Annotated in this window: 13 protein-coding genes; 8 read left to right on the top strand and 5 right to left on the bottom strand. The window is 52.6% G+C overall.

Going from position 1 to position 18,638, the window contains the following annotated elements; translation table 11 throughout:
- Positions 1 to 9 precede the first annotated feature (9 nt).
- Positions 10 to 3,693 carry an AAA family ATPase gene (locus DDT52_RS06805; protein WP_136155684.1) on the bottom strand — a complete coding sequence of 1,228 codons (3,684 nt, stop codon included), beginning with the start codon at positions 3,691 to 3,693 and terminating at the stop codon, positions 10 to 12.
- Positions 3,690 to 4,913, bottom strand: a complete 1,224-nt coding sequence (gene sbcD, locus DDT52_RS06810; protein WP_136155685.1) for an exonuclease subunit SbcD — start codon at positions 4,911 to 4,913, stop codon at positions 3,690 to 3,692. Before sbcD ends, DDT52_RS06805 begins: the two co-directional genes overlap by 4 nt.
- 390 nt (positions 4,914 to 5,303) lie before the next feature.
- On the opposite strand from sbcD, the gene phoB reads away from it, so the two are divergent.
- The 6 genes from phoB (at position 5,304) to proY (ending at position 13,155) form a co-directional block, all read left to right on the top strand.
- Positions 5,304 to 5,993, top strand: coding sequence for a phosphate response regulator transcription factor PhoB (gene phoB, locus DDT52_RS06815; protein ID WP_109052848.1), 690 nt, complete (start codon positions 5,304 to 5,306; stop codon positions 5,991 to 5,993).
- A gap of 27 nt (positions 5,994 to 6,020) precedes the next feature.
- Entirely contained in the window at positions 6,021 to 7,343 is a 1,323-nt protein-coding gene (phoR, locus tag DDT52_RS06820; RefSeq protein ID WP_136155686.1) for a phosphate regulon sensor histidine kinase PhoR, read from the top strand.
- Between the two features lie 119 nt (positions 7,344 to 7,462).
- Positions 7,463 to 8,500, top strand: a complete 1,038-nt coding sequence (locus DDT52_RS06825; RefSeq protein WP_136155687.1) for a PstS family phosphate ABC transporter substrate-binding protein — start codon at positions 7,463 to 7,465, stop codon at positions 8,498 to 8,500.
- A 214-nt stretch (positions 8,501 to 8,714) separates the two neighbouring features.
- Entirely contained in the window at positions 8,715 to 9,821 is a 1,107-nt protein-coding gene (locus DDT52_RS06830; protein ID WP_136155688.1) for a cobalamin-independent methionine synthase II family protein, read from the top strand.
- A gap of 576 nt (positions 9,822 to 10,397) precedes the next feature.
- Positions 10,398 to 11,717: a branched-chain amino acid transport system II carrier protein gene (brnQ, locus tag DDT52_RS06835; protein WP_136155689.1), complete on the top strand. Its 1,320-nt coding sequence runs from the start codon at positions 10,398 to 10,400 to the stop codon at positions 11,715 to 11,717.
- Positions 11,718 to 11,793: 76 nt separating this feature from the next.
- The gene (gene proY / locus DDT52_RS06840; RefSeq protein WP_136155690.1) at positions 11,794 to 13,155 is read left to right on the top strand and encodes a proline-specific permease ProY; all 1,362 of its coding nucleotides are present in this window, start codon (positions 11,794 to 11,796) and stop codon (positions 13,153 to 13,155) included.
- An 81-nt stretch (positions 13,156 to 13,236) separates the two neighbouring features.
- Here the strand turns inward: proY and DDT52_RS06845 are convergent, their stop codons facing one another.
- The 3 genes from DDT52_RS06845 to DDT52_RS06855 form a co-directional block, all read right to left on the bottom strand.
- On the bottom strand, positions 13,237 to 14,508 hold the full coding sequence (locus DDT52_RS06845) for a mechanosensitive ion channel family protein (RefSeq protein WP_136155691.1): 1,272 nt from the start codon (positions 14,506 to 14,508) through the stop codon (positions 13,237 to 13,239).
- A 241-nt stretch (positions 14,509 to 14,749) separates the two neighbouring features.
- Positions 14,750 to 15,352 (bottom strand): peroxiredoxin C, encoded by a 603-nt coding sequence (locus DDT52_RS06850; RefSeq protein WP_109052855.1) that lies wholly within the window; start codon positions 15,350 to 15,352, stop codon positions 14,750 to 14,752.
- A gap of 202 nt (positions 15,353 to 15,554) precedes the next feature.
- The gene (locus DDT52_RS06855) at positions 15,555 to 16,136 is read right to left on the bottom strand and encodes an ACP phosphodiesterase (RefSeq protein ID WP_136155838.1); all 582 of its coding nucleotides are present in this window, start codon (positions 16,134 to 16,136) and stop codon (positions 15,555 to 15,557) included.
- Positions 16,137 to 16,249: 113 nt separating this feature from the next.
- On the opposite strand from DDT52_RS06855, the gene queA reads away from it, so the two are divergent.
- Together queA and tgt are read left to right on the top strand one after the other, a co-directional pair.
- A complete protein-coding gene (queA, locus tag DDT52_RS06860) occupies positions 16,250 to 17,317 on the top strand; it encodes a tRNA preQ1(34) S-adenosylmethionine ribosyltransferase-isomerase QueA (protein WP_136155692.1) in 1,068 nt (355 codons plus the stop codon).
- Positions 17,318 to 17,449: 132 nt separating this feature from the next.
- The gene (gene tgt, locus DDT52_RS06865) at positions 17,450 to 18,595 is read left to right on the top strand and encodes a tRNA guanosine(34) transglycosylase Tgt (protein ID WP_136155693.1); all 1,146 of its coding nucleotides are present in this window, start codon (positions 17,450 to 17,452) and stop codon (positions 18,593 to 18,595) included.
- Positions 18,596 to 18,638: the final 43 nt, after the last annotated feature.

An 18,638-nucleotide genomic window follows, 5' to 3' on the forward strand; every position in this document is an offset into this window, starting at 1 on the left:
GATGAGAAGCTAAACGGAAAATTCAGGGGCCAGACGGCTGAGCCCTAAACCGTTGACTTTTTCTACTTTGATTTGCACCGGGATCCGCTCCTTCATGGCCTCTACGTGACTGATGACGCCAATCGTCTTACCGGACGCATTGAGGTTATCCAGTGCATTCAGCGCGGTATCGAGGGTTTCGGCATCCAGCGTGCCAAAGCCCTCATCCAGAAAGAGCGAATCGATACTGGTTTTATTGCTCACCAGGTCGGAAAGGGCCAGCGCCAGCGCCAGACTGACCAAAAAGCTCTCGCCGCCAGACAGCGTGCGGGTATCCCTGATGGCATCGGCCTGCCAGGTATCCACAACCTGTAGTTCCAGCTCTTCGCTGGTTTTTCGCTGTAGCAGATAACGCCCATGCAACCGGGAAAGCTGCTGATTGGCCAGATACACCAGATGATCCAGCGTCAGTCCTTGTGCAAAGCGCCGAAACTTGTCTCCTTTTTGTGAACCAATCAGGTCGTTGAGACAGCTCCAGTCGTCATAGTGCTGCTGGCTTCGCGCAATTTCGGCCAATAGCGTCTGCTGATTTTGACGATGTCGGCGGTCATCGTTGAGCCGCTGGCGGATTTCGCCCTGCTGCTGGTGATTTATTTTCAGTCTTTCATGATGCTCGGATAGCGCTTGCTCAATGGATTGCGGGGTGGCGTCCTCGGCGAGAGTGTCTGGCCGTTGCTGCTGGTGGACGAGTAATTGCTGTTCGGCCTGCCGATACAAAGCAATTGCCTGCTGTAATGCCTGAGACAATTTTTCTTTCCATGCCTGTAGCTCATGACGTTCCTGCTCATCAAGCAGGGCATTATTGAAAGCCGACTCATCGGAGAAGCGGCTTTGTTGTAAGGCTTGAACAAAGGCCCGTTCGGCCTGTTGGGCCAACCCGGCAACGCGGGTTTGCTGCTGTAGGACGCTGCTCAGTTCACCAGTAAGACGGTTGAGGGCCGACTCCGCCTGTTGGCGTTGTTGCTGTATCTGCTGACAGGCTTGTTCATACTGCCGGCTGAGCTGGCGAAGTCGGTCGCTGACTTCCGCCGTCTGCTGGTGGCCAAAAAGCCGCTGCCGCTGCTGCTGACATGCGCTTAACTCGTTGAGTAACAAGCTCTGTTGTTGTGTTAATGCCTGTAGCTGTTGCGTTGTTTCCTCAAGCGAATTGGTCAGATGCTGGTATTCCGCTTCCAAAGCCGTCAACTGATTTGAACGCTGCTGTAATTCCAGTTCGGTGTCTTTCCAGCGCTGCCATTCTTCCGTTCGCTGCGTCAGCCAGGCGGCTTGTTCTTCCCCGTCTGGCAGGGACAGCGCGAATGCCTTTAACGTATTCTCCAGTGTCTGCCGATGCTGTACCTGCTGTATTTGCCTCTGTTGCAGTAACTGTTGTACCTCGGCCTGCGCATTTTTCAGCGTTTGCCGTTGCTGATGATTCAGGGCAATCGCTTGCCGGGTGTGTTGCAACGCGGTATTGGCATTAGTCAGTGAATCCTTACTTTCCTGCCACTGCTTTTGTGCCTGCTCCCGGACCAAAATCTGCTGCTGAATCTGTTGTTCCCACGTTTCGCTTTGCGTCAGCCAGTCCGTGACGTCAGCGGACTGTTCGGGCGTAAACTCCACTTGTAAGCGCTTACTGACATCTTGCCACTGTTGCAGCAGCGTCTGGTATTCATCATCAAGCCGGGAAGCGTCATCGGACAGTTGTTGACGCTGTTGATTTAATGAGGCGAGGCGCGCATCGCTCCGTGCCAGCGCGCTTTCCAACTGGCTGGTTTCCTGCCGCAGTTGAAGCAGACGCCGCTCGGTTTCCGATGGCTGTAGCGCCTGGTAACTGGCAATGGCCGGGTGATGCGGGGAACCGCACAGCGGGCATGCCTCACCCGGCTGCAAGCGGCTACGCTCGTCTTCCAGTTTAACAATGCGCAATTCCAGCTGATAACTTTTCTCCAAATCGATCAGATGATCGTGACGTTGTTCCCACGTTTTCCTTTGCTGTTTCTGCTCTGTATCCTGCTGTTGGATGCTCTCCCGCAGTTGTTTTTGCTGATTTTCCACCTGTTGCTGACGGAGATTCAGCCGCTGAAACAGCGCCTGCGTGGTTGCCAGTTGCTGACGTTCAGGGCGTAACGCAATGGACTGACTAAGCTGGTGATGCAGTGCGGCAATGGGCTGCCCGGCTTCCTGAGATGCCAACGTTTGCTGCTGTTGGGTGAATTGTTGCTGTGCGTGATCGGCCGCAGCCTGTTGCCCGGTCTGCCGTGTGGCTAACGCTGCATCGTCCAGCCTTAACTGTTCCTCCTGTTCGGTAAAGGCGGATTGTTTTTGACATAGGGTTGATATCTCATCTTGCAACTGCTGCTGACGTTGAAATTGCGTCCGCCACAGGGAGAGATTTTCTCCCCAGTGTTGATGATGGGGATGCTGTCGTTGGTAGGTCTTTAGCTGTTCAAACTGCTGTTGGGTCGACTGGCGTTGCTGCGCGGTTTGAGATTGCTTTAGCTGCGTCGCTTTTTGACGCTCTGCGGCGAGCTCCCGCTCCTGCCGCTGCTTTTCCGTTTGTTGTTGCAGCGTTTTGATCTGGTGATCGAGCGGAATTACCTGCTCATTCATCAGCGTTTCTTGCTGCTGGCGGTTGTCCGTATGTTGACGCAACGCTTGAGTGGCTTGAGCTTCCTGCTCGCGCAGCGCGGTTAACGTGGCCGCCTGTGATTGCTGCTGTTCCGTCAGCCGGGCGAGCTGGTGTGACAGTTCGACACACTCCCGCTGGTAGCGATGCTTTTCCTGTTGGAGCGGGCGGAGTTTTTCTGCCGGTTCGCTTTGCGCCAGTTTTTCAAATTTCGGCTGGGCCTGCAACATGGCGGTTTCGGCCGCGGTGTGCTGCGTTTTTGCCGTAGCGAGGGATGATTGACGCTGTGCCAGTTGTTCGAACCAACGTTGATGAGTCAGTGCTTGCTCACGTTCTGCATTAACGGCCTGTTCCTGCCGGAATAGCGATTCAAGCTCGCTTTCCAGTTGCTGACGCTGTTCTTCATTCAGCAGTTCAATCCCAGAGGCTTTGGCCTGTAAGGTATCCAGCGCGCTTTTCGCCTGCTTATGTTTGTCAAAGACACGCTCGGAAATAAGTCCGTAAATGTCTGTGCCGGTCAGTTCTTCCAGCAGTTCCGCCCGTTCATTGGGATGGGCATTGAGAAAGGCGGCAAACTGCCCCTGTGACAGCATCATGGAACGGGTGAAACGGTCAAAATTCAGCCCGGTGATGTCGGCGGTCATCGCCAGTTTTTCCGTCAGTTTTTCACACAGGATCTTGCCGTTCTCAATCAGCGCCAGTTCGGCTTTCGGCGTTTGCAGATTGCCTTCCGCCGCGTTTCTGGCGCGCCGCTGGCTCCAGAAGGCGCGGTAGCCAACGCCTTTGACCTCAAATTCCACCTCGGCCAGGCATTCCGCCGTGCCGCGCGTCATGATTTCATTATGGCTGGCGGTGATGCCTTCGAGCCGCGGCGTTTCGTGGTAGAGCGCCAGACAAATGGCGTCCAGCAGCGTGGTTTTCCCCGCGCCGGTCGGGCCGGTAATCGCAAACAACCCGTTGTTGGAAAACGGCGCCTGAGTGAAGTCAATTTTCCATTCGCCTTTCAGGGCATTGAGATTTTTTAAGCGCAGGCTGAGTATTTTCATTCGGCGTGTTCATCCTGTTCCAATTCATTAACCACCTGTCCATATAGCGAACGCACGCGCTGTCGGCGGGGTTCCTCCAGATCGGCGGCCGTCGCCAGCCGGCGTTCAAAAACCTCATGCACGGTCAGTTCATCCAGCGTCTCTTTTTCCTGGCGGGCGATGGCCTGCTGCTGCTCACGGTTGCGTCGCAGCAGCAAAACCTCAACGGGTAAATCGTCGGTCAGCGCCTGAATGCGTTTCTGTAGATCGCTCAAATAAGCCTGCGTGGTGACTTCAATATCCAGCCAGACGGGGGGCTCCCCTTGATAATCGCTGAAGGTGGCGAGCTGATGTTCTATGTCCGCCAGGCTGCCTTTGATCAGCTGCATCGGCTGCGTCACCGGCACGGGAAGCGCATCAACGACCGGGGGAGCATCCGGTGCAAATGTCACCAGATAAACGGATTTTTCGCTGCTTAATTCATCAAAACTCAACGGGATGGGAGAACCGCTATAGCGAATATGGGCGCTCTGCGTCACCCGCTGCGGACGGTGGATATGACCAAGAGCAATATAGTCGGCAGAGGGAAACGCCTGAGCCGGAAACGCGTCCAGCGTGCCGATATAAATATCCCGCACCGAATCGGAGGCGGTGACGCCAACGGTAGTCAAATGTCCGGTTGCAATGATGGGAAGAGGCAATCCCAGCGCATCGCGCTGCTGGCAGGCCAGTTGATAACACTGCTCGTAGTGTGCGGCGATGGCATCCAGCAGGGTCTGTTGTTTTTCCTCACCGGATTGTCCTGCCCGGCTGGTCATGATATCTCGCGGGCGTAAAAACGGGATGGCGCAGAGGATTGCGCCTGGCTGACGTTGACGGTTTTCCAGCACCATCACCTGCTTGCCAGGATCGCCGTCGGTACTGGCGATGACCCGCGTATTCAGGCAAGCCAGCAGATCCCGGGACTCATTTAACGTGGCGACGGAATCATGATTACCGCCCAGCACGACAAGCTGGCAGCCAGTTTGTTGTAGCTCGACAACAAAACGGTAATACATTTCCCGGGCGTAGCTGGGCGGCGAACCATTATCAAAGATATCTCCTGCTACTATTACTGCATCCACCTGATGCTGTTCGACCTGAGCGATAAGCCAGTGCAGGAAAGCTTGATGCTCGGCCGCGCGGCTTTTGGTATAAAAATACTGTCCCAGATGCCAGTCGGCGGTGTGAATAATACGCATGGAGCTCCCTGAATGACGGTTATTGCAGTGCCAGTGATTATAAACAGTCATCGTAACGGCTGTCGTCGCGAAAACCCGCTTTTGGAAAGCGGCTCGAAAATACGTTGTCGAGCTGAAAGGAAGCGGGTCGTCGCAAGCGACGTTGAAAAACGCTCTAGGCGTTTTTTTACTCGCCCCATCCCTGGGGCTCGCCCTATGGGCCGTTACTCCGTAACGTTGAAAAACGCTCCAGGCGTTTTTTTACTCGCCCCGTCCCTGGGCTCGCCCTGCGGGTCGTCGCAAGCGACGTTGAAAAACGCTCCAGGCGTTTTTTTCATAAAAATGTCACAAAACTGACGCATAATGCACGGCGTATGCTAACAGCGACGATGACTAACGACAGGATTAACAATGGCAAGACGCATATTGGTCGTAGAAGATGAAGCACCGATTCGTGAAATGGTATGCTTCGTTCTGGAGCAGAACGGCTATCAGCCAGTCGAAGCTGAAGATTATGACAGTGCGGTCAAGTTGCTCTCGGAGCCTTTTCCTGAACTGGTGCTGTTGGACTGGATGCTGCCCGGCGGTTCTGGCCTGCAATTCATTAAGCATATGAAGCGTGAAGTGCTTACCCGCGAGATCCCCGTTATGATGTTGACCGCGCGCGGTGAAGAAGAGGACCGGGTCCGTGGTCTTGAAGTCGGTGCGGATGATTACATTACCAAACCGTTTTCGCCGAAAGAACTGGTTGCGCGCATCAAGGCCGTGATGCGGCGTATTTCGCCGATGGCGGTGGAAGAAGTGATCGAAATGCGTGGATTGAGTCTCGATCCGTCTTCCCATCGTGTGACGACGGAAGAGCATGCGCTGGATATGGGACCGACGGAGTTTAAGCTGCTGCACTTCTTTATGACTCACCCGGAACGGGTTTACAGTCGGGAACAGTTGCTGAATCACGTTTGGGGCACTAACGTTTATGTTGAAGATCGTACCGTTGATGTTCATATCCGCCGATTGCGCAAAGCGCTGGAAACCAGCGGTCATGAAAAAATGGTACAGACGGTTCGGGGAACGGGGTATCGTTTTTCAACGCGTTACTGAAGGTAGTTGTGCCGGAGAAACATTAACGTGCTAGAACGTCTATCGTGGAAAAGGCTGGCATTGGAGCTGGCTTTTTTTTGCTTACCCGCTGTTTTGCTGGGGCTTATTTTTGGCTATTTACCCTGGTTTTTACTGACCGCAGTTTTGGCCGCCCTGTGCTGGAATTTTTACAATCAGCTCAAACTTTCCTACTGGCTTTGGGTCGATCGCAGCATGACCCCGCCACCGGGCCGCTGGAGCTGGGAGCCCTTGTTTTACGGCCTTTATCAGATGCAATTGCGTAATCGCCGACGCCGACGTGAGTTGGCGCTGTTGATTAAACGCTTTCGCAGCGGAGCGGAATCCCTGCCGGATGCGGTGGTCATCACCACGGAAGAGGGAACCATCTTCTGGTGTAATCATCTGGCGCAGCACCTGCTGAGTTTTCGTTGGCCGGAAGATAACGGTCAAAATATTCTTAATTTGCTGCGCTATCCTGAATTTGCCCGCTATATGAGCAGGCGTGATTTCAGCAAGCCGCTGACCCTGCAACTGAACAATTCCCACCATGTTGAATTTCGCGTGATGCCTTATTCGGAAGGACAGTTACTGATGATGGTGCGTGATATTACGCAGATGCATCAGCTTGAAGGGGCGAGGCGTAATTTTTTCGCCAATGTCAGTCATGAATTACGCACCCCGCTGACCGTATTGCAGGGCTATCTGGAGATGATGCAGGATGAAACGCTGGATCGCTCGCTACGCAATAAGGCGCTGAATACCATGCAGGAACAGACGCGGCGCATGGATGGGTTGGTGAAGCAACTTCTGACGCTCTCACGGATTGAAGCCGCCGCCGCGATCGATTTGAATGAGAAAGTCGACATGCCGCTGATGTTGCGCGTATTGCAGCGTGAAGCGCAAGCCTTGAGTCAGGATCGCCATGAGATTGTGTTCCGTGTGAATGACAATCTTCAGGTATTCGGCAATGAAGAACAGTTGCGCAGTGCGGTGTCGAATCTGGTGTATAACGCGATCAATCACACGCCGCCCGGGACGCGCATAGAAGTGTGCTGGCAGAAGATCCCGCAAGGCGCACAGTTTCAGGTCAGCGATAATGGCGCGGGCATTGCGCCTGAGCATCTGCCGCGTCTGACCGAGCGCTTCTATCGCGTTGATAAAGCCCGTTCGCGGCAGACCGGCGGCAGTGGGTTGGGATTGGCGATTGTGAAACATGCGCTCAGTCACCATGACTCCCGGCTGGAAATCATCAGTGAGGAAGGGTTGGGTTCCCGCTTTGTGTTTACCCTGCCGAATAGGTTGATTGTTCCCGCCTCTCTGGCTGAGAATACCGTGAAACCCTCTGTCTGACGGAAAACGCTATTCATGACATCTCATGCCGATCGTTTAAATACCGGGGCCGCCGGGATAACCACGTCGCGGGGCGTCCCGGCAGGGGCTTTGTCTCTCTGTTCAGGCGATGTTAATTCATGAAGTCCGTCATTAACGCTTCCTGCGTTTTTTTATGGCGGGCTATCCCTGCCCGCCACCTTAACAGGCCGTTGCAGGCAACGTTAAAAAACGCTCCCTGCGTTTTTTTATTGCTGGTGAGTCTTTGCTGCGCCGCGCAGCCGCGTCAAATGCTGGCCGGTAACCTTTCCAGCGCGGGGTCGGATACGTTGGCCAATTTGATGTCTTTCTGGGCCGCGGACTTTAGTCAGTATTATCCCGGCGTGAATTTGCAGATTCAGGCGGCGGGATCCTCTTCCGCACCGACTTCTCTGGCTTCTGGCGCCGCTCAGCTGGGACCCATGAGCCGCGCCATGAAATCCAGCGAGATTGATGCGTTTGTCCAGCATTACGGTTACCCGCCGCTGGCGGTTCCCGTGGCAATGGATGCGCTGGTGGTGCTGGTCAATCAGGATAATCCTTTGCCGGGGCTGAGCTTGTCTCAACTGGATGCCATTTTTTCAATGACCCAGCGCTGCGGTGGCCGGAAGCCGATTAAGAATTGGGGCGATCTGGGATTGAACCGCGATTGGGAAACGCGAGCGATATTGCGCTACGGACGAAACTCGGCCTCCGGGACATACGGATTTTTTAAGCAGCGTGCCCTATGCGGCGGTGATTTCCTGCCTCAGGTGAACGAACTTCCCGGTTCGGCGTCGGTGGTTCAGGCTATTGCGGCATCGACGAACGCAATTGGGTATGCCAGCGTCGGTTTTCGCACCAGTGGAGTAAGAATGGTACCGCTGGCTTCGGAGGGGACGGACTATGTTTTCCCTTCTACCGAGAATATCCGCAGCGGACTCTATCCATACACTCGCTATCTTTATATCTATGTCAATAAAGAACCGGGACAACCGTTGGAAGCGTTGACCGCGGCGTTTCTGGAGCGAGTGCTGTCGGATACCGGACAGTCGCTGGTTAGTCAGGATGGTTATTTGCCGTTGCCTGAAGAGACCCGCCAATTAACCCGGCTCCAACTTGGTCTGAGTGAATCTCAACCGCCCGCTTTTGCGCACTGATGCAGCGGATAACGCGCAACATGAATTTTATTCATGTTATGTGAAAAATCTTCTATTGCTCCGTTTTTCCTCACATGACAGGATGTCTGCATATTTAGACGTCCAGATGTCTATAGTGTCTGGAGTGTAACTATTTAATCAGGTAAATATTTCATAATGAAACTATCTGTCTGCCGCCGTTTATTGCGTATGGATGGATTGTCAGGAGCAACATATGGCTAAAACACGTCCTCCATTTCGCGCTGATGTCGTCGGCAGTTTACTGCGTCCGGAAGCGGTCAAGCAGGCTCGTATTCAGTATCAGGCTGGCGAGATTAGCGCTTCACAGCTGCGTTCAGTTGAAGATCGGGAGATCTTGCGCGTGGTCGAATTACAGCGTAAAACCGGCCTTCAGGTGGTGACCGACGGTGAGCTTCGCCGCGCCTGGTGGCATTTTGATTTTTTTGCCGGGTTGCATGGCGTGGAGCGCTATGAAGCGGAACAGGGAATTCAGTTTAACGGCATCCAGACCAAATCCCATGCGATTCGCGTGATTGATAAAGTCAGCTTTAATCCGCAGCACCCAATGCTGGACCATTTCCGCTATCTGAACGGTATTGCCGGCGATGCGGTGGCCAAAATGACGATCCCCAGCCCCAGCGTGATGCATTTTCGTGGCGGTCGTAAAGCCATTGATAATAAGGTTTACCCGGATCTGGCCGCGTATTTTGACGATCTGGCGCAAACCTGGCGTGACGCGATCCATGCGTTCTATGACGCGGGTTGCCGCTATCTGCAACTGGATGACACTGTCTGGGCTTATCTGTGTTCCGACGATCAAAAACGTCAGATCCGCGAGCGGGGAGAAGATCCTGAACAACTGGCTCGTATTTATGCCGATGTGCTGAATAATGCGCTGGCGGATAAGCCAAATGATCTGGTGGTCGGGCTGCACGTGTGCCGTGGAAATTTCCGCTCTACCTGGATTTCTGAAGGCGGTTATGAACCTGTGGCGGAAATACTGTTTGGCAAAGTCAATGTGGATGCTTTCTTCCTGGAATATGACACTGAGCGTGCGGGTGGTTTCGAACCGCTGCGTTTCATTAAGCCGGGACATCAGCAGGTGGTGCTGGGATTAATTACCACCAAAACAGGGGCGCTGGAAAGTGTGGAGGCGGTACAGGCTCGTATTGCTGAAGCGGCTAAGTTTGTGGATATCAAACAAATTTGCCTCAGCCCACAGTGTGGATTTGCTTCGACCGAGGAGGGGAACTCCCTGACGGAAGAACAGCAATGGGACAAACTGAAGCTGGTGGTCGATATTGCCAGCCGCGTATGGTGATGATTTGCACTAACGGCTAACCATGTCGGTTATCTTTATAACCCCGGAGACTGGTTCCCAGCTCCGGGGTTTGTTCTGCTCTGCATTCCCTTCCTTGTCTGAATTTCCTTTATTGCCATGATGAAACTATTGGGCATTTCGAGCGCAATCGGCGCGCGAAGATGGCTTTTTTTGTTCAATAAGTTTTATTTATGACCTAATCACGCATTATTTATCAATTTATGTCAGATTTATTGCGTTGTTATACTTATAAATGCACAAATCATGTATTAAGCAATTACGCATTTATAATTTTATATACTAAAAATTGAAGTTTAAATGGCTTAAGGCTCTGGTTTTTGGATCTAACCTTGTCTTTTTACGCTATAAACGTTTTACTTAGCCCCCAATATGGCTGCAAGAAAAAATATGACGCCGATACCCTCCAAGAGTCGGGCAGATGTCCGTCATAAATCTATTGGGTATAAATCTGCACATTGACCGTGTGACTAACTGTCCTGATGGGATGCTGAAGGACAGCGACCAGCAGCACAGGTACTCCTTTTTATCGATTTATACAGGCAACACAACATAATTATGAGTCATCGTTTAACGTCCAAAGATATCATGGCATTGGGGTTTATGACCTTTGCCTTATTTGTCGGCGCGGGGAACATTATCTTCCCGCCGATCGTGGGGTTGCAGGCAGGCGAGCATGTCTGGATCGCTGCGGTTGGTTTTCTATTGACCGCGGTAGGATTGCCGGTACTGACCGTGATCGCGCTGGCGCGTGTCGGCGGAGGCATTGATGCGCTCAGTTCGCCTATTGGCAAAAAAGCCGGTGTTGTGCTGGCCACGGTTTGCTATCTGGCGGTTGGTCCGTTGTTTGCCACGCCGCGTACGGCAACGGTTTCCTTTGAGGTCGGCATCGCGCCGCTGGTGGGGAATGGGGCTTCTCCGCTGTTGATCTACAGCCTGATTTACTTTGCGATTGTCATCGGTATTTCGTTGTATCCCGGTCGACTGCTTGATTCGGTCGGGCACGTACTGGCGCCGCTGAAAATTGCCGCGCTGACGGTACTCGGCATTGCTGCCGTGTTCCTGCCTGCCGGCCCGCATATCCCGGCGAGCGAGGCATATCAGTATGTGCCTTTTTCCAACGGTTTCGTGAACGGTTACCTCACCATGGATACCCTCGGGGCAATGGTGTTCGGTATTGTGATTGTCAATGCGGCGCGTTCGCGTGGCGTGCAAAGCGCCGCGCTCCTTACCCGCTATACCGTGTGGGCGGGTCTGATTGCGGGACTCGGCCTGATGTTGGTGTACCTCAGTTTGTTCCAGTTGGGTTCAACCAGCGGCGCGCTGGTGCCGGACGCGCAGAATGGGGCTGAAATTCTGCATGCCTATGTCCAGCATACTTCCGGCAGCATGGGCAGCAGCTTTCTGGCGCTGTTGATCTTTATTGCCTGTATGGTGACGGCGGTGGGCCTGACCTGCGCCTGTGCGGAGTTTTTCTCGCAATATCTGCCGTTCTCTTACCGTACGCTGGTCTTTGTGCTGGGCGCGTTCTCGATGGTGGTCTCTAACCTCGGCCTGAGTCATTTGATTCAACTGTCTATTCCCGTGCTGACCGCGATTTATCCGCCTTGTATCATTCTGGTTCTGCTGAGTTTTACCCTGCGCTGGTGGCATAACAGTTCGCGCATTGTGGCGCCAGTCATGTTGATCAGTCTATTATTTGGCATCATTGATGGTATAAAATCCTCCGCTTTCAAAACGCTGTTGCCAGAATGGAGCCTGAATCTGCCCCTGAGCGAGCAAGGGCTGGCATGGTTACCGCCATCCATGCTGGTGTTGCTGGCAACCGTGATTTATGACCGCCTTTCCGGCCGTCAGGAAGTGACGGTACATCAATAACACGATGCGTTTTTGATTTATGTACCACAGGTTATTTGCCTGTGGTTTTTCTTTTTGTCGACAGGGTTGCTTATCTATGGAACAACAATCCACTAAGCTCAAGCGTGGGTTAAGTACGCGGCATATCCGTTTTATCGCCCTGGGTTCGGCGATTGGTACCGGGCTATTTTATGGCTCCGCCAGCGCTATCCAGATGGCCGGCCCCAGCGTATTGCTGGCCTATCTGATCGGTGGGGTAGTGGCTTATATCATCATGCGGGCGCTGGGGGAGATGTCAGTCAATAACCCCCAGTCGAGTTCTTTCTCGCGCTATGCTCAGGATTATCTTGGCCCGTTGGCGGGCTACATTACCGGCTGGACCTACTGTTTCGAGATGCTGATCGTCGCCATTGCGGATGTAACCGCATTCGGCATTTATATGGGGGTGTGGTTCCCGGCGGTACCGCACTGGGTGTGGGTGCTGAGCGTGGTGCTGATTATCGGCGCTATCAATCTGATGAATGTGAAAGCCTTTGGGGAACTGGAATTCTGGCTCTCTTTCTTCAAGGTCGCCACCATTATCATCATGATTATCGCCGGTATTGGCATTATCGTCTGGGGGATAGGCAACGGTGGAGAGCCGACCGGGATTCATAATCTCTGGACCAACGGCGGATTCTTCAGCAATGGCGTGATGGGGATGATCCTCTCCTTGCAATTGGTGATGTTCGCCTACGGCGGCGTGGAAATTATCGGGATTACGGCGGGTGAAGCGCAGGATCCGAAGAAATCCATCCCACGCGCCATTAACTCGGTGCCGTGGCGTATTCTGGTGTTTTATGTCGGCACGCTGTTCGTCATCATGTCGATTTACCCGTGGAATCAGGTTGGCACCGGCGGCAGTCCTTTTGTGCTGACGTTCCAGAATATGGGGATTACCGCTGCGGCCAGTATCCTGAATTTCGTCGTCATCACCGCATCTCTGTCAGCGATTAATAGCGACGTGTTTGGGGTGGGACGCATGCTGCATGGCATGGCGCAACAGGGGCATGCGCCGGAAGTGTTTACCCGCGTTTCGAAGCGCGGCATTCCGTGGGTGACGGTGGTCGTCATGATGTTGGCGTTGCTGGTTGCGGTGTACCTGAATTACATCATGCCGGGCAAAGTGTTTCTGGTCATTGCATCGCTGGCGACGTTCGCGACGGTCTGGGTATGGATCATGATCCTGTTCTCTCAGATTGCCTTCCGCCGCGGGCTGAGCCGTGAAGAAGTGAAAGCGCTGGCGTTCCCGTTGCGTGGCGGTGTGATAACCTCCGTATTCGGCATCATTTTCCTGTTCTTTATTATTGGGCTGATTGGTTACTTCCCGGATACGCGCGTGTCGCTTTATGTCGGCGTCATCTGGATTGTATTGCTGTTGATCGGCTACATGATTAAGAAGAAGTACCAGCAGCAATAATTGAAATCCGGCGATGCTGTCGCTCGCTGGTTTGGGCGGGGATGCGATGAACGTGACCGCATCCCCGCGCCGGCCCGTTTTTTAACGGGCTGAAACGACCTGTCGCGCCAGCGCTTGCATATCATATCCGGTCGGCGTCTGATGGACGCGCAGATCGAATTCGGGCATGACCGCAAAGATATGATCGAAGATATCAGCCTGTATGCTTTCATACTCCACCCAGGCCGTTGTATTGGTAAAAGCATAAATTTCCAGCGGCAAGCCTTCCGGCGTCGGCGCCAACTGGCGAACCATCAACGTCATGCCTTTATGGATGCCTGAGTGTGCCCGCAGATAAGCCTGTAAATAAGCGCGAAATGTCCCCAGATTGGTTAATCTCCGCCCGTTGAGCGGCGATGAGAGGTCAATCTCTGACTGGGTATTATGCTGCTTTAATTCACTGGTTTTGTTCTCAAGATACGGTGAGAGAAGTTTGCTGCGCAGTAACCGATCCTGCTCTTCCTCCGTCATGAAATGTACGCTGGTAGTATCAATATTGATGCTGCGTTTGATGCGCCGACCTCCTGATTCCGACATCGCGCGCCAGTTTTTGAAAGAATCCGATATCAGGGCATAGGTGGGGATGGTGGTGATGGTATTGTCCCAGTTTTTGACTTTAACCGTTGTCAGCCCGATGTCGATTACCGCGCCGTCCGCACCGTATTTCGGCATTTCCAGCCAGTCTCCCAGCAACAGCATGTCATTAGCCGAGAGCTGGATACCGGCCACCAATCCCATAATCGGATCTTTGAAAACCAACATCAGCACCGCGGCCATCGCACCCAGACCGCTGATCAGAATTAACGGCGATTTCCCTATCAGCAGTGATACCACCATAATGCCGACCACGATGGTTGCGATCAGCTTCAGACTTTGAAATATCCCTCGCAGAGGCATCTGGGTGGCAATTTTTGAACGTGAGGAAACGGTACGCAGGATATCAAGGAGCGAGAACAGCACCAGCAGCGCGAAAATCATGATCCAGACCTGAGAGCAGATCACCAGGGCTTCACGGGTTTCGCTTTGGGACGGCAGCCACAGAACCACCTGAATATTGAGAATAATGCCCTGTAGCAGAAAGGCCAGACGATTAAACAGATTATGTTGCGTCAAGATCTGCTTCCAGCCCGGCGCGCTGTTGTCATCCGCTTTATGTAACGAACGTAATACCATTCTTTTCAATACCACCTGATGAAGAATCAGGTGGATGATGGCTGAAATCAGCAATATCAGCCCCAGAACAATCAGTAGGGCAATGATGTCCGCGTAGTGCATTCCTTCGTTTTTCAACCACAGCGACAGGTTTTGTTGCATGCGTTCTCCTGTTATTCCAGTAAATCGATCCAGCATTAAGGATGGGTAATCTAAGGCTAAGGGATTGCTGCTCTCGGTCAACCTTTTGTTTCAAAAGGTTTGTTTCATACGCAGATGAAAAGCGGTATCGCCCTGAAAAGCCGGCGGGTAGAGGCATGGCGGGCATCATAGTAAAAAAGCCGATTGGCGTTGGTCCAACCGGCTTTTTGCTGCCGTTCTCTCAGTGGGAATGTGCGGGGAATTACAGTTTGTCTGCGTTTTCAGACAGGTATTTCGCCACGCCGTCTGGCGACGCGCCCATACCCGATTTCCCTTTTTCCCACTGTGCAGGGCAAACTTCGCCGTGTTCTTCATGGAATTGCAGCGCATCGACAGTACGCAGCATTTCATCAATGTTACGGCCCAGCGGCAGATCGTTAACGACCTGATGGCGAACAACGCCGGTTTTATCAATCAGGAAAGAACCGCGCAACGCAACGCCCGCTTCCGGGTGTTCGATGCCGTAAGCTTTCTGAATTTCGCGTTTAACATCAGCAACCATGGCGTATTTCACTTCACCGATGCCGCCTTTGTCCACCGGGGTTTTACGCCATGCGTTGTGAACGAATTCAGAGTCGAAAGAAACACCGACAACTTCGACGCCGCGTTTTTGGAATTCAGCGTAGCGGTGGTCGAATGCGATCAGTTCTGACGGACAAACGAAAGTAAAATCCATCGGCCAGAAGAAGATCACAGCCGGTTTCCCGTTGATATGTTCTTTCAGGTTGAAATTTTCAACGATTTCGCCACTGCCTAAAACAGCCGCAGCGGTGAAGTCAGGGGCTTGACGAGTTACCAGGACCATAATTACTCCTGTAAATTATTGTTAATGATGGATTGATATAGAAAATCAGGGCCAGTATAGGGATTCGGCCAGACGGAATACAGTTAAAGCGAACAATCAATGAGATAGTTTTTGCCTATTGAAGCAATCGATAATTTATCTCAATAACTTAAATTACCCTTTTCATTTAAAAGGGCAAATAGCAATAACCAATGTTGCAAAGTTAGAGTTGCCGGGTCTTCGCTAATTGCATCATCCGTGGATAAAACTGCCAGAATAATGTTTCAAACCGGTGATAGTGCTGCTCAATATCGCTAAATGAGCCGGACAGCGCCGCCAGTTTGGGACGTCTTATCGACATTCTGTGCAGCACATCCGCAATAAACGGCAGTTCCGCATAACGTTCCATCCAGCGCTCAGGCCAGAGATAGTGGTTCAGATTCTGGAAACGATCGGGCGTTTTCGCCAGATGCGGCGTAATTTGCAACTGCGCCTGTTTGACAAAACAAGGCAGTGAAACGTCGGGTTCCATCTGTTCCCAATGTTTCGCCAGAAAATGATCCCACAGAACATCGAGGGTAATCGGCGCTACCCGGCGGTAATCGTCACTGAAATACTGACGCGCCTGCCTGATTTCCGGCAGGTTATCGATCAGGACATCAACCCGGCGATGTAAGCGGATACCCGCGACAATATCCTCAGCATAGCTGCCCTGAGGATTGCCTCGAACAAAATCCGCCATCAGATTGCCTAACAGCGAACTGTCAGCCAGCGTGGCCAAATGGAGGTGGGCAAGAAAATTCATCGCGACAGTATAATGCATTCTGCGACTCAGGTGCTTATTTCTTGCAGCCGGACGCTTGCGGCTCTAGACTAGGCCGCCCTTTTTTAATGTATGAAACAGCTAAGTGAATTGCCATGCGCGTTGCCGATTTTTCATTTGAACTTCCCGAATCACTGATTGCTCATTATCCACAGGCTCAGCGCAGCGGTTGCCGCCTGTTGTCGCTGGATGGGCCGACGGGAAATCTGACGCACGGCATATTTACCGACTTATTGAATAAACTTGATGCCGGCGATTTGTTGGTGTTCAACAATACGCGAGTGATTCCCGCCCGGTTGTTTGGCCGCAAAGCCAGCGGCGGCAGGCTTGAAGTGTTGGTGGAACGCGTACTGGACGAGCGCCGCGTTCTCGCGCACGTTCGCGCCTCAAAAGCGCCGAAGCCCGGCACAGAACTGTTGCTGGGTGATGATGAAAGCGTCAGGGCAACGATGGCTGCTCGTCACGACGCGCTGTTTGAACTGCATTTTGACGATGCCCGCGACGTATTGACGATTCTGAATGATATCGGCCATATCCCGCTGCCTCCTTATATCCATCGTCCTGATGAAGATGCCGATCGCGAGCTCTATCAAACCGTTTACAGCCAGCGGCCGGGCGCGGTAGCGGCGCCAACGGCAGGGTTGCATTTTGATGAGCCCCTGCTGGCCGCTTTAAGGGAAAAAGGCGTGGAGATGGCCTTCGTTACGCTGCATGTCGGGGCGGGAACATTTCAGCCCGTGCGTGTTGAAACGATCGAAGATCATGTGATGCACGCTGAATATGCCGAAGTACCGCAGGACGTGGTCGATGCCGTGCTGGCTTGCAAGGCGCGCGGAAACCGGGTTATTGCGGTGGGAACAACCTCCGTCCGCTCTCTGGAAAGTGCGGCGCAGGCCAGCGAGAACGCACTGATCGCCCCGTTTTTTGGCGATACCCGTATTTTTATCTATCCCGGTTATCACTATCAGGTGATCGACGCGCTGGTCACGAATTTCCATCTGCCCGAATCAACATTAATTATGCTGGTGTCGGCATTTGCCGGGTATCGGAACACGCTGTCCGCCTATCGGCAGGCGGTGGAAGAACAATATCGGTTTTTCAGCTATGGCGACGCGATGTTTATTACGCGCAACCCTATGGCTGAACAGGAAAAAATAAACTAGTTTCCGCAGTGCGGGCGGAATCGGATCCGCGCCTAAGAATGGGTTAACCTGCTCGCCGCAGACCAGGTTCTGTCAGGCGATTTGGCATTATTAATAACAACATCAGACTGTTTTTCTGATGCTGGAGGCTAAGTGAAGTACGAATTACACAAAACAGATGGCCGTGCCCGTCGCGGCAGGATGATTTTTGAGCGTGGCGTGGTGGAAACCCCGGCATTTATGCCCGTAGGGACTTACGGTACGGTTAAAGGCATGACGCCGGAAGAGGTCAAAGACACTGGCGCGCAGATACTGCTCGGCAATACCTTCCACTTGTGGCTACGTCCGGGCCAGGAAATCATGAAGCTGCACGGCGACTTGCATGATTTCATGCAGTGGCATGGACCGATTCTCACTGATTCCGGTGGTTTTCAGGTGTTCAGCCTGGGCGATATCCGCAAGATTACGGAAGAGGGGGTTCATTTCCGTAATCCCATCAATGGCGACTCGATTTTCCTCAGCCCGGAAAAATCGATGGAGATTCAATACGATCTCGGTTCCGATATTGTCATGATTTTTGATGAGTGCACACCTTATCCCGCTGACTGGGATTATGCGAAGCGCTCCATGGAAATGTCGTTGCGCTGGGCGAAGCGTAGTCGTCAGCGTTTTAACGAATTGAATAATAAGAACGCACTGTTCGGAATTATTCAGGGTAGTGTTTACGAAGATTTACGTGACGTATCTGTAAAAGGACTGGTAGACATTGGTTTTGATGGGTACGCTGTGGGCGGTTTGGCAGTCGGTGAGCCGAAAGAGGATATGCACCGGATTCTGGAGCATGTTTGTCCGCAGATCCCGGCAGACAAGCCGCGTTATCTGATGGGGGTCGGCAAGCCGGAAGATTTGGTGGAAGGCGTTCGTCGCGGTATTGATATGTTTGACTGTGTCATGCCAACGCGTAATGCGCGTAATGGTCATTTGTTTGTTACTGACGGCGTGGTGAAAATCCGTAATGCCAGGCATAAGGATGATGTCAGCCCGCTTGATGAACACTGTGATTGCTACACGTGTCGCAATTATAGTCGCGCTTACTTGCATCATCTCGACCGTTGCAACGAAATACTCGGCGCACGGCTCAATACCATTCATAATTTGCGTTATTATCAACGTTTGATGGCGGGTTTACGTCAGGCCATTGAAGAGGGTAAATTAGAGCACTTTGTGATGGATTTTTACCAACGGATAGGCAAACCCATTCCGCCGCTGGCTGAAAAAGACGTTGCGCAGAGCAACTAGCAGCTGGTTTTAATGTGGATTCAGTATCATTCACTTTTGTAGT

This window comes from Brenneria roseae subsp. roseae (assembly GCF_003115845.1).
GTDB classification, from domain to species: Bacteria; Pseudomonadota; Gammaproteobacteria; order Enterobacterales; family Enterobacteriaceae; genus Brenneria; species Brenneria roseae.

What these genes read in the sequence shown, in the direction of transcription:
- phoB (WP_109052848.1), top strand. Translation starts at nt 5,304, where the DNA reads ATGGCAAGACGCATATTGGTCGTAGAAGATGAAGCACCGATTCGTGAA.
- DDT52_RS06855 (WP_136155838.1), bottom strand. Translation starts at nt 16,136, where the DNA reads ATGAATTTTCTTGCCCACCTCCATTTGGCCACGCTGGCTGACAGTTCG.
- sbcD (WP_136155685.1), bottom strand. Translation starts at nt 4,913, where the DNA reads ATGCGTATTATTCACACCGCCGACTGGCATCTGGGACAGTATTTTTAT.
- queA (WP_136155692.1), top strand. Translation starts at nt 16,250, where the DNA reads ATGCGCGTTGCCGATTTTTCATTTGAACTTCCCGAATCACTGATTGCT.
- DDT52_RS06805 (WP_136155684.1), bottom strand. Translation starts at nt 3,693, where the DNA reads ATGAAAATACTCAGCCTGCGCTTAAAAAATCTCAATGCCCTGAAAGGC.
- DDT52_RS06845 (WP_136155691.1), bottom strand. Translation starts at nt 14,508, where the DNA reads ATGCAACAAAACCTGTCGCTGTGGTTGAAAAACGAAGGAATGCACTAC.
- DDT52_RS06850 (WP_109052855.1), bottom strand. Translation starts at nt 15,352, where the DNA reads ATGGTCCTGGTAACTCGTCAAGCCCCTGACTTCACCGCTGCGGCTGTT.
- brnQ (WP_136155689.1), top strand. Translation starts at nt 10,398, where the DNA reads ATGAGTCATCGTTTAACGTCCAAAGATATCATGGCATTGGGGTTTATG.
- DDT52_RS06825 (WP_136155687.1), top strand. Translation starts at nt 7,463, where the DNA reads ATGAAGTCCGTCATTAACGCTTCCTGCGTTTTTTTATGGCGGGCTATC.
- proY (WP_136155690.1), top strand. Translation starts at nt 11,794, where the DNA reads ATGGAACAACAATCCACTAAGCTCAAGCGTGGGTTAAGTACGCGGCAT.
- DDT52_RS06830 (WP_136155688.1), top strand. Translation starts at nt 8,715, where the DNA reads ATGGCTAAAACACGTCCTCCATTTCGCGCTGATGTCGTCGGCAGTTTA.